The organism is Kribbella sp. (assembly GCF_035687465.1).
Classification (GTDB): Bacteria; Actinomycetota; Actinomycetes; order Propionibacteriales; family Kribbellaceae; genus Kribbella.
On record NZ_DASRXP010000534.1, the window covers coordinates 1 to 11,245 of the forward strand.

Here is an 11,245-nt window from a genome sequence, read left to right on the forward strand (position 1 = left end):
CGACGGTGTGGTCCGCTATCCGACGGCGGAGTCCATCGACACCGCCTCCATGGAACTCCTGCGCCGCTGGGGTATCGCCGACGCGGTACTGCGCAGCGGATTCCCCGCCGGCGCGCCGCGGGACATCGCCTTCGTCTCCAGGATGACGACGTACGAGCTGGCCCGTTTCCCGCGTCCCTCGAATGCGGACCGGCGTAGTACGACGCACGGGCTGAGCCCGGAAGGGGGAGTCTGGTGGCCGAAGTTCTGGTTCGACCCCACCCTGCGCAAGCGTGCCTCGGCTGAGACGACGGTGGATCTGCGCTACGGGTGGGGATGCGAGGGGTTCGACGACGGCGAGCAAGGGATCACGGTCCGGCTCGCCTCCCGGGAACACGGCCACCGGACCGTGTGGACGCGCTATCTGGTGGCATGCGATGGCGCTGCCTCGCCCGTGCGCAAGGCGACCGGGATCGGTTCTCTTCGTGACTCCGGCGACGTCCGCGCCCGCTGGCAGGGAGCGTTCGTCCGACTGCCCGGGCTCCGCGAACGCATCCCGCATGCACCGGCCGTGCAGTACTACCTGCTCAATCCGCGGCGGATGATTCTCGGATCGCTCGACGGCGGCGACCTCTGGCGCGTCACCTACCCACTGCAGGACTCGGAGCACCCGGCAGCTGAAGAGGTTCGTCAGGTCATCGCCGACGCACTCGACAGCACGATCGAGCAGGTCGAGGTGCTCGACACCCGCGAATGGAGTGGCGACGCGGTGGTCGCGGAGTCCTTCCAATCCGGTCACGTGCTGCTGGCAGGTGATGCCGCGCACCGGATGTGGCCCTCCGGAGGGCACGGGATGAACACCGGCCTCGGCGACGTGGCCAACCTCGGCTGGAAGCTCGAGGCCGTACTCCGGGGCTGGGCCCCCGACGCTTTGCTCGACAGCTACACGACCGAGCGCCGCCCGTACGCCGAGCGCCTGGTCCGCCGGGCCTGGCACAACTACCGCGCGGACAACTCGATCCTGCCCGACCCCGTCCTGGACGACCCCGCCGCGGAGGAAGCACGCGTCCTTGCCGCCCAGAGGATCGTGGCCAGACGTCAGACCGAGTGGCGTTCGCTCGGGGTCCAACTCGGCGTCCGCTATCCCGGGTCGCCGTTGATCGTCTCGGACGGGACCCCCGAGCCGCCGGCCGACCCGGAGTACTACGTTCCGACCGCGCGCCCCGGACACCGGGCACCGCACGTCGAGTTGCCGGACGGGCGCTCCACGCTGGACCAGTTCCGCGGACATTTCACCCTGCTGAACCTCCACCCCGCAGTGGACAGCGGCGCCCTCGCCGAGGCGTTCCGGAGCCGCGGCGTGCCGCTCGACGAAGAGTGGGTCGGTGCGCACGGCGCGCGCCGGCTGTACCGGTGCGCCATCGTGCTGGTCCGCCCCGACGGCATCGTCGCTTGGCGCGGTGACAGCTGCCCGGTGGACCCCAGCGCGCTCGTCGACCACGTAACCGGCCGTGCCAGGAACGGGGCCGACCTGAAGGGAGAACAGCATGCTGCTCGCACAGACCGGTGACGGCATCGCCCGGGTCGCGCCCGAGAGCCTCCTGCTGCTCGAAGACTCCGGCCGGTCGTTGGAGGACTTCATCCTCACTGGCCGCCTGGCGGACCTCGAGGTGCTGCCGATCCGCAAAGAGGTCGGCCGGCATCAGGCGACCTACGCGGCGCCGGTGAGGCGTCCGGGCAAGATCGTCGTGATCGGCCTGAACTACCGCGACCATGCGGCCGAGATAGGCAGTCCACGACCGGCCCTGCCTCGCTTCCTCCTGATCCCAGGTTCAGCGGTGACCTCGGCGGGTTCCACTGTCCGGCTGCCGAGGTCCGCGCCGGACCAGGTGGACTACGAGGGCGAGTTGGCGATCGTGATCGGGCGCACCGGGCGCGACGTACCGGAGGGGTCTGCCTGGGACTTCGTCGCGGGTGGGACCGTTGCCAACGACCTCTCGGCGCGGGATGTGCAGTCAGGTGAGAATCCGGCGCTGCCGATGGCGAGTCCGGCGGTCGCCAAGGGCTTCGACGGGTTCAAGCCTCTCGGCCCGACCTTGCTTACCACCGACGAACTCCGCCTTCATGACGCGTTGAGCCTCACCACGGAGGTCAACGGTGTCGTCCGCCAGCGCTCCTCGACAGCCGAGCTCATCTTCTCGGTTCCGCAGCTCATCGCCTACGTCAGTTCGTTCCTCACCCTGGAAGCCGGCGACGTGATCCTCACCGGTACGCCGGGCGGCACCGGCGTCGCGACCGGCCGCTTCCTCGCAGCAGACGACGTCGTCGCGGTCACCATCGACCACCTCGGCACCCTCACCACCACAATCGCGGACGCGGGATGACGAGCGGCGACTGCGTCCTGTGCCGTCGAGCGACGACGCTCGGTACGGCCGAGCCCGGTTGGCTCCTGCGAACGACGTACTGGGGAGTGTCCATGCACCCGGCCATGCCGGTGCCCGGCTGGGTCGCGGTTCAGACGCTGCGCCATACGGAAGGATTCGCCGACCTCGACGCTGCCGAGGCCATCGAACTCGGCTTGCTCCTGTCCCAGGTCAGCGCCGCGGTGACGTGCGTGACCGGCTCGGAGCGCGTCTACACCTACTCCCTCGGCGAGGGCTGTCCCCACACTCACGTCCTGATCGGGCCGCCCACGCAGTCGTCGCGTGGTGCCGCGTTCATCACCCGGCTGCTGCGCCGGGACCAGTCCCTCGCCGACGAGCCGACCGCCCGTCGCCTCGCCACCGAACTGGCCGCGGAACTGGCCGGCGAACTGGCGTGAACCACCCCAACCAAGTGAAAGCGGTGCAATCGATGAAGCAGTCAACCGACGTACCCATCCCCGAGAGTTTCGCGTACTTCCGGATCGTCGACAGCCCGATGGCGAAGGCACTCAAGTGGAAGCTCGAGCGCATCGCCAAGAGCCATCTCGACGTTTCCGAGGAACTCGCGACCGCCTTCGGGCGCGCCATGAACACCGGGGATGCGCTGGGGGATGCCTATATCGACGCGGCCTTCGCTTCGCCCAAGGGCAAGGCCCGGGCCAGGAAGGACGTCGAGCAGGCTCTCACCGGTGGCATCGCCAGCGTCAGCGACCCGTCTCCCGAACTGCTGGCGTTGTTCCAGCAGATCGACACCGATCCCGAGTGGGTCGACTGGGAGAAGGTCGAACACGGCGCGGAGGTCTTCCGCCGGTACAGCAAGGAGTTGTACCCGTACTTCGGCATGGTCTCCTTCCCCGGGTACGCGCTGGAGACCATCGCCAAGCCGCTCGCGCTGACCGGTGCCTACACCGGCGGTACGGCGTTCGGCCGGTTCCTGGAGACCTGCCGTTTGTGGACGGACACCACCGAACCCGGTGCCCTTCGACCCGGCGGAGCCGGACGCCGTTCGGCGGTGTTCGTACGGACCCTGCACTCGATGATCCGGCACACCGTGCTGCCGCACGCCGAGTGGGATCGCGACAAGCTCGGAGTACCGATCAGCCAGTTCGGGATGTTCGGGACCCTGCTGCTGAGTTCGTTCGCGCCCGGCCAGCAGTTGAAGCTGCTCGGCTACCTCCCGACCGATGACGACATCGCGGCGATGATGCATCACTGGCGCTATGTCGGACACCTGATGGGCGTCGAGGCGCCGTGGTACCCGGAGACCGTGACAGACGGCTTCCTCGCCCAGGTGCTCATCTCGCTCGTCGAGGTGCCGAACCCGGGCAAGGACTCCCAGCAGCTTTGTCAGTCCTTCATGGACACCTACCTTCCGCCGGCGGACGCGCGCGGGCTTCGCCAGGCGTACGGCAAGCTGCGCTACAAGGCCCAGCTCGGTCACGCGCGGTTCTACCTCGGGGAGGAGAGTTACGAATCGACGGCGCTGCCCGACCCAGGACTGTGGCGCTACGCCCCGCTGGCCCGGGTCATTCCGAACCTGACCCGCGAGGCCCTTCGCCGCAAGGTCCCCGGGGTGGCGGGATGGATCGACCAGACCCACCGGCGGGCCCGGCACGAGTTCCTGGACAAGAACCTCGAGGGCGGCCAGGCGAAGTTCACGCCGGTCGACAAGCTCACAAGGTAAAGGGCGTAGCTAAGGTGGTCCGCATGTCAGAGAGCCCGGCCCGTGTCACCCGTCCGCGGGGACGGCCGCGGAAAGACGCCCAGCTGGCGCCGACCGACCAGGTGCTGGCAGCGGCGATCGAGGCCTTCTCGCTGCACGGGTACAACGGGATCTCGCTGCGGACCGTCAACGAGGAGCTGGGGGTCAGCCGCAACTTGCTCTATCAACGGTTCGGGTCGAAGGCCAATCTCTGGCGGGCCGCGGTCGACTGGGCCTTCGCCCCGCTGATCGAGCAACTGGAGGCGGCGGACGACGAGTCGGCCGACCCGATGGTCCGGCTGCGGGTCCTGATCCTCACGTTCATCGAGTACTCCGCGACGCGGCCCTATCTGGCCCGCCTGGTGACGATCGAGGGAGCGGCCCGGACGGACCGGATGGAGTACCTCTACCACCAGTACATCGAGCCGGTCCGGACGCGGTTCCTTCCCATCTTCGGCCAATTGCGTGCGCAGGGACGAATCAAGAACATGCCGCCCGAGGTGTTCTATTTCCTGCTCACCTCGGGTGGCACCGCGCCGTACGGTCAGCTGGGCATGGTCGAGTTGATGGAAGCCGACCTGAGCCCGTCGGACGAGGCGCGCGTCAGGCTGTACGCCGAAAACGTGGCGGAACTCCTGCTGAACGGCCTGTCCCTGCCCACCTGACCCGTTGCAGGTAGCGGGTGTTCGGGCGGTTCGGCTAGCCGGGGAGTTGGATCACCGCTGGCCACGATGACGCGGATCCGGGGGCTTGGAAGTGTTGAATCCGTGGAGAACTGGCGTGAACGGTTGATGCAATGACGATCGTGGGCCTGAGTCTGTCCCACCGGGTCGCGCCGGTCGAGTTGCTCGAGAAACTTGCCGTACCAGCCGCTCAGCGAGGCGGTGTGCTGGCGGGGTTGTTCGCAGTACCGGGTATCGACGAGGTGGTCGTGCTCTCCACCTGCAACCGGGTCGAGGTCTATGCCGAGACGCATGGTCCGGTGGACCAGTTCGCTCAGGCTGTTGCCGAACACCTGGCCGCCCAGAGACAGGTCGAGGTCGGGGAGGTCCTGCGGCTGGGGACTGTCCGGGTCGGCGATGCGGCCGCCGAGCACCTGTTCTCGGTCGCGTGCGGACTGGACTCGATGGCCGTCGGCGAGGAGCAGATCGTCGCCCAACTCAAAGCCGCCGCGCGTGCTGCCGCCGCCGCCGGAACCACCGGCCCAGCGATCACCGGGTTGATCGACGCTGCGCTGCGGGCCAGTAAGCGGGCTCGCACCCAGACCTCGATCAGCACTGAAGGGATCTCGCTCGCCCGCGCCGGCCTGGAGGTCGCCGCTGCGCACCTGGGTGGGCTCGAGGGTCGTGATGCGGTCGTGCTGGGCACCGGCGCGATGGGCAAGCTTGCCGCACGGCTGCTTCGCGAGGCCGGCGTCGGACGGCTCGCTGTGGCCAGCCGCCGGGATGGCCGGGCGGCTGAAGTGGCCGCGACGGTGGATGGGCTGTCCCTGTCTGCCGAAGCCGTGCCTGCCAGGCTGGCCGAGGCCGACATCTTGATCACGGCCACCGGGGCCGTCGTACCGGTCGTGACCGCCGACCAGGTCCGCGCGCACGCCAGCGGTCGGCCGCTGTTCGTGCTCGACCTGGGGATGCCGCCCGACGTGGACCCGGCTGTGGGAGACCTGGCCGGGATCACGCTCGTCGACCTCACCACGCTCGGCCGGCTGCTGGCGGACCGGGAGGTCCCGGAGCAGGTTCCCCAGGTCCGCGCGATCATCGCCGCGGAGGTCGCGGCGTACGTGGAGAGGCGCGAACAGGCCACGGCAGCGCCCGTCGTCGCCGCGCTGCACGCGCAGATCAGACAGTTCGCCGACGCTGAACTGGTCCGGCTGAACGACCGGCTTCCGGATCTCACCGAGCAGCAACGCGCCGAGACGGCCGCCGCGGTCCACCGCATCCTGCGCAAGGTCCTGCATCGGCCCTCGGTCCGGGCCAAGGAGTTCGCCAGCGGTCCGGACGGGCCCGCCTATCTCGATGCCCTTCGGCAACTCTTCGACCTCGGCGACATACCTGCCAGCAGGTAGGCAGCGTTTCCGGCCAGCGGGGGCGCTGGTTGGGCGCTGACCGCGAGGACGCGAGAGCCCTCCTGGGCGATGCTCATTAGGTGCGATCACTGGCCAGCCCCGAGGACCTGAAGGGCCGCTTCGAAGCCGAAGCGGTTCCGCTCCATCCTCGCCTCTACGCCGCCGCCCTCCGACTGACGAGAAACCCCGCGGATGCGGAGGACCTGCTGCAGGAGACCTACCTTCGCGCCTATCGCGGCTTCTCCGGGTTCCAGCCCGGCACGAACCTGAAGGCCTGGATGTACCGGATCCTGCGCAACACCTTCATCCACGGCTACCGCAAGCGCCAGTGCGAGCCGAAGACCGTTCCCGAGGAGCGCGGCTGGAACTCCAGCGCCGCCCGCGACAACCTCGAGGTCTCCGCCGAGACCACCGTGGTCGACGCGATCCCGGACGAGCGGCTGCAGGAAGCACTCGCGTCGCTGCCCGAGCAGTACCGCCGGGTCGTGCTGCTCTTCGACGTCGGCGGCTTCAGCTACAAAGAGATCGCCGCGATGGTCGATGTCCCGCTCGGAACGGTGATGTCCCGCCTCCACCGCGGCCGCAAAGCCCTGAGAGAGCGCATGTCGGCCCCGGCTCCGGAACAGAGTCTGGCGGCCTGAACGTTCCGCTGCCGACGGTCTATGGAGAATGGCTGCATGGCTATTCTCGACACCTTCTCTCTGGCCGGCAAGCGAGCCCTGGTGACCGGCGGCAATCGTGGGCTCGGGTTCGCGTTCGTCCGTGGACTGGCTGAGGCCGGTGCTGAGGTCGCCTTTGTGGCGCGGGACGCGGAACAGAACGCGGCTGCCGTCCGGGAGTTGGAGCAGGCCGGACTCACCACTAGGGCCTTCGAGGTCGACCTGGAGTCCGAGGAGGGTCCAGGTCGCGCCGTGAGTGCGGCGGTCGAGCACCTGGGCGGTCTCGACGTCCTGGTCAACAACGCGGGAATCGCGCTCCATCAACCCGCGCTGGAGATCTCCGACGATGACTGGGACCAGGTCATCGGGCTGAACTTGCGGTCGCTGTGGCGGACCAGCCGGGCCGCGGCGGCGTACATGAAGGACTCTGGCGGCGGGACGATCGTCAACATCGGGTCGATCAGCGCGATCATCGTCAACCGTCCCCAGTGGCAGCCGTCGTACAACGCGTCGAAGGCGGCGGTCCACCAGCTGACGAAATCGCTGGCGGCGGAGTGGGCGCAGTACGGCATCCGGGTGAACGCGGTCGCGCCCGGCTACGTGAAGACCGAGATGGCGCCGGTCGACAGGCCGGAGTTCCAGCGGCATTGGATCGACGACGCCCCGATGAAGCGGTACGCGCTGCCCGAGGAGATCGCGCCGACGGTCGTCTACCTGGCCTCGGACGCCTCATCCTTCATGACCGGCTCGGTAGTCGTCATCGACGGCGGCTACACGCTGTACTGACACGCCCACCGGCGGCTCATCGGGAAGACGACAGTGCCTTCGCGTAGGGTGAAATTCAGTCAGAGAACCGGAGGACCGAGGGGACGGCGATGGTCGAAGAAGGCGCGCAGGGCATCGAGGACGTCGGGATTCCCGGAGTCGATGTCTCCAAGCCGAGTATCGCCCGGACCTACGACTACCTGCTCGGCGGCAAGGACAACTTCGCCGTGGACCGGGCCCTCGGGGATCGGTTCATCAACGACCTGCCTGGCTCCCGCGCCATCGCCTTCGACAATCGCGGCGCGCTGGTCCGCGCGATTCGCGAGATCGCGGTCAACACGCCCGTCCGCCAGTACCTCGATCTGGGCAGTGGCCTGCCGACCGCGGACAACGTCCACCAGGTCGCCCAGCGGCACGCGTCCGAGTCCAGGGTCGTGTACGTCGACAACGATCCGGTCGTCCTCGCCCACGGTCGGGCTCTGCTCGCGGAGAACAAGCAGACCACCGTGGTCCAGGCCGACCTCCGTGACCCCAAGCCGATCTACGAGAGCCCGGACACCCGCGCCCTGATCGACTTCGACCAACCCGTCGCCGTCATCCTCAGCGCCGTTCTCCACCACCTCAACGACGACGAGGAGCCGACGGCAGTCGTCGAGTACTGGTACGACCGGATCCCGTCCGGCAGTTACCTCTTCATCAGCCATTTCCGCAGTGAGGACGATCCCCGCAGCGCCCAGCTGCAGGAGCTTCTCCAAGGCTCCCTCGGCCGCGGTCGCTGGCGCACCGACGACGAGATCCTCACCCTGCTCGGCGACGGCTTCACCGTGCTACCGCCCGGCCTCGTGTCAGCGGTCGAATGGCGTCCCACCGAGCCACAGACCGATCTGACCGACTGGCAACGTCTCATCGCCGCGGTCCTCGCGGTCAAATCCTGATGGGTCTGTTCGACCGCTCGAAGAAGCGGGGACCAGCCGCGCAGGACGGCACGGCCGAGCAGTTCTTCGAGCAGGGTAAGCAGTCTTTCGGCCAGGAAAACTACGCCGCGGCCGCACAGGCCTTCGAAGCGTCGCTCCGCTTGGCCGGTGACGTGCCGAGCGCCTACTTCCTGCTCGGGGCCAGCCGGTTCAGGCTGGGCGACAGTGCCGGCGCCCTCGCTCCGCTGAGTCGCTGCGTGGAACTGGTGCCCGACCACGCCGAGGCACACAACGCGCTGGGGATGACACTCGGCCGGCTCGACCGCCACGACGAGGCGGACATCCATCTCGCCCGCGCGGCCTACCTGGGTCACGTCCAGGCTCCCGGCACTCTGGCGGCGATGGACATGGACTACTGCAGGAACTGTGCCGCGCCGGTGAACTACTCGTCGGGACCCGACCCTGCCGACATCGTCATCGTCTCGGCCGCGGTCGGCTGGAGCTGCGCTTCCTGCGGAGCGGTGAGTTGCGGCCGCTGCGCGAGCGACGGCGGCCGCTCGCCCATGGATCCCCGGTGCCCTCGCTGCGGCCGTGACGTCGACGTCCTCACGAAGTAAGCACGCGTCGTCAGACGCTGCGGAGTACTGAGACGACGATGCCCAGGACGACGGCCTTGTCGCCGTCGATGATGTCGTAGTCGGGGTTGCGGGGTTCGAGTTGAACGTGGCCGTTGCGGCGGCGGTAGACCTTGACGGTCGCCTCGTCGTCGATCATCGCGGCGACGATCTGGCCGGAGTGCGCCTCGGTCTGCTGGCGGACCACGACGATGTCGCCGTCACAGATCGCGGCGTCGATCATCGAGTCGCCCCGCACCCGCAGGCCGAAGACGGTCCCCCGGCCGGTCAGACCGCGGGGGAGTTGCAGGACGTCGTCGACGTGCTCGACGGCCGAGATCGGAGTTCCCGCGGCGATGTCACCGACCACCGGGACGGACACCGAGTCGTCGGCCGGCTCCTGCGACGACGGCTCCTGCAGGAACATCCGTACGTCGATCGCGCGCGACACCGTGGACCCGCGGCGGAGGAAGCCCTTCTCCTCGAGACTGGCCAGGTGCTTCGACACCGACGAGGACGACCGCAGCCCGACGGCATCGCCGATCTGCCGGGTGCTCGGCGCGTACCCGTGCCTGACCGCCCAGTCCCGGATGGTGACCAGAATCCGCTGCTGCCGATCCGGCAGATTGGAGGTGTCGAGGGAGAGATCGTCGTAGGTCACTCGCCGAATCGTAGAGGCATCGGCGCCGCGTTCGTGCGACCGGTGACCGGTGTCGGCCGTGTCGGTGAGGTCTAGTCTGTCTGCGACCACGATGCCGCTTGCGGCCTCCTGCTCTACGGCAGCCCGGTGGCTGCGACCCGGGGACGGAGGGCTGATGGCTGATGAATTCACCGGCGAACAGTTGAGTGATGCGCTGCTGCGCGAAACCGCCTCGATCCAGACCGCGTGGCTGCACAGTTTCCTGGCCGTGGCGGACCAGGGTGGCTTCGCCGCGGCGACCACCGCGCTCCACCTGTCGCAGCCACGGGTCAGCGCGCACATCGCTTCGCTGGAACACGTCTTGGGCGCGAAGCTCTTCGAACGCAGATCGCGGCCGACCACGCTGACTCCGGCCGGCGAACTCTTCCGCCCGTACGCCGAGGCCGCCCTGCGGCGGCTGCACCAAGGGGTAGAAGTCGTCCGGAACACGATCAATCTGTCCGTCGGCAAGATAGCGATCGGCAGCTATCCCAGCGTCAGTTCCAGTTACCTACCGTCGGTCCTGCGAGTCCTGACCGCCGAGCACCCGGGCATCACCACAGCCCTGATGGAAGGCACCGCTGCCTCGCTCGAGACCGCCCTGCTGGACGGCACGGTCGACGTCGGATTCCGGCCGCTGCTGCCCCCGATCCGCGAGTTTCAGCTCTCTACCCGTCCGATCTGGCGCGAACCCGTCGTCGCTGTGCTGCGGGCCGACCACCCCTTGGCCGCGCAACCCGCCGTGTCCGTCGAGGACCTGCTGGCCAATCCGCTGATCGGCAATCCGTCGGGTACCGAGGAGGAGGGCGGCGGCTTCGATCTCCGGCGCGTACTGGGAGCCGAGGTGGGCCGGGCGAACATCGCGTACGTGACCGACCAGCCGGCCACCCTGGCGGCCCTGGTCCGCTCGGGGTTCGGTATCGGGGTCATCAACACCTTGGCCATGACCACCACCAGCGCCGACGACCTCGTCTCACGCCCGATCGAATCACCGACCGCCCACCGCGACGTCGCGCTGTTCTGGAACCCCCGCCGCTCCCGGGACCAGGCAGTCCGCGCCTTCCTCCAGGCCATCGACGAGGCCGACATCCCCGACGGTGTCGTCGCCTGGCTGCCCTGACCTCCGCCGAAGGGATCGACCGTTGGCTGACCAGCCCGCCTCCTCGTTCACTGCACTACAGAGTCTGATCCTCGGGCGGTTGGCCGAGTTGGCTGTGCCTGCTGACGACTTTCCGTCGGCGGCCGATACCGGTGCCGTCGGGTTCATCGAGCGGATGCTCGCCGTGGACCGGCCCGACTGGCGGCCGCGGGTGATGCGGGCGATCGAGATTGCGGGACCCGAGCCAGCTCTCGACGCGGTGCTCGCCGACTCTGATGGGACTTGGCTGATCCACCTGCTCGCGCAGGGTTTCTACGCCGGTGAACTGCACCTGCCTGATGCCTAC

Annotated in this window: 12 protein-coding genes and 1 pseudogene; 12 read left to right on the forward strand and 1 reads right to left on the reverse strand. The window is 68.5% G+C overall.

The annotated features are described in order from the left end of the window. From VFG33_RS28205 to VFG33_RS28250, 10 genes are all read left to right on the forward strand, one after another. Positions 1-1,549 (forward strand): FAD-dependent monooxygenase (locus VFG33_RS28205; RefSeq protein ID WP_325056003.1); only part of this gene is annotated, 1,549 nt, incomplete at its 5' end. After that, positions 1,527-2,363: a fumarylacetoacetate hydrolase family protein gene (locus VFG33_RS28210; RefSeq protein WP_325056004.1), complete on the forward strand. Its 837-nt coding sequence runs from the start codon at positions 1,527-1,529 to the stop codon at positions 2,361-2,363. The genes VFG33_RS28205 and VFG33_RS28210, both read left to right, overlap by 23 nt. Next, positions 2,360-2,800, forward strand: coding sequence for an HIT family protein (locus tag VFG33_RS28215; protein ID WP_325056005.1), 441 nt, complete (start codon positions 2,360-2,362; stop codon positions 2,798-2,800). Before VFG33_RS28210 ends, VFG33_RS28215 begins: the two co-directional genes overlap by 4 nt. 32 nt (positions 2,801-2,832) lie before the next feature. Next, positions 2,833-4,086 (forward strand): oxygenase MpaB family protein, encoded by a 1,254-nt coding sequence (locus tag VFG33_RS28220; protein ID WP_325056006.1) that lies wholly within the window; start codon positions 2,833-2,835, stop codon positions 4,084-4,086. A gap of 23 nt (positions 4,087-4,109) precedes the next feature. Next, positions 4,110-4,769 carry a TetR/AcrR family transcriptional regulator gene (locus tag VFG33_RS28225; protein WP_325056007.1) on the forward strand — a complete coding sequence of 220 codons (660 nt, stop codon included), beginning with the start codon at positions 4,110-4,112 and terminating at the stop codon, positions 4,767-4,769. A 131-nt stretch (positions 4,770-4,900) separates the two neighbouring features. Beyond that, positions 4,901-6,169 (forward strand): glutamyl-tRNA reductase, encoded by a 1,269-nt coding sequence (gene hemA, locus VFG33_RS28230; RefSeq protein WP_325056008.1) that lies wholly within the window; start codon positions 4,901-4,903, stop codon positions 6,167-6,169. An 80-nt stretch (positions 6,170-6,249) separates the two neighbouring features. Continuing rightward, a complete protein-coding gene (locus VFG33_RS28235) occupies positions 6,250-6,810 on the forward strand; it encodes a sigma-70 family RNA polymerase sigma factor (RefSeq protein WP_325056009.1) in 561 nt (186 codons plus the stop codon). A gap of 36 nt (positions 6,811-6,846) precedes the next feature. Next, positions 6,847-7,614, forward strand: a complete 768-nt coding sequence (locus VFG33_RS28240; protein WP_325056010.1) for an SDR family NAD(P)-dependent oxidoreductase — start codon at positions 6,847-6,849, stop codon at positions 7,612-7,614. 89 nt (positions 7,615-7,703) lie between these two features. Continuing rightward, on the forward strand, positions 7,704-8,528 hold the full coding sequence (locus VFG33_RS28245; protein ID WP_325056011.1) for an SAM-dependent methyltransferase: 825 nt from the start codon (positions 7,704-7,706) through the stop codon (positions 8,526-8,528). Continuing rightward, complete coding sequence (locus tag VFG33_RS28250) at positions 8,528-9,124, forward strand: hypothetical protein (RefSeq protein WP_325056012.1); 597 nt, start codon at positions 8,528-8,530, stop codon at positions 9,122-9,124. Before VFG33_RS28245 ends, VFG33_RS28250 begins: the two co-directional genes overlap by 1 nt. Positions 9,125-9,134: 10 nt before the next feature. On the opposite strand, the gene lexA is transcribed toward VFG33_RS28250, so the two are convergent. Continuing rightward, entirely contained in the window at positions 9,135-9,782 is a 648-nt protein-coding gene (lexA, locus tag VFG33_RS28255; RefSeq protein WP_325056013.1) for a transcriptional repressor LexA, read from the reverse strand. 154 nt (positions 9,783-9,936) lie between these two features. Here lexA and VFG33_RS28260 point away from each other — a divergent pair, with 154 nt between their 5' ends. Both VFG33_RS28260 and VFG33_RS28265 read left to right on the forward strand, forming a co-directional pair. Continuing rightward, on the forward strand, positions 9,937-10,920 hold the full coding sequence (locus tag VFG33_RS28260; RefSeq protein WP_325056014.1) for a LysR family transcriptional regulator: 984 nt from the start codon (positions 9,937-9,939) through the stop codon (positions 10,918-10,920). A gap of 22 nt (positions 10,921-10,942) precedes the next feature. Then, positions 10,943-11,245 (forward strand): annotated as a pseudogene (locus tag VFG33_RS28265) (hypothetical protein); the annotation flags it as partial.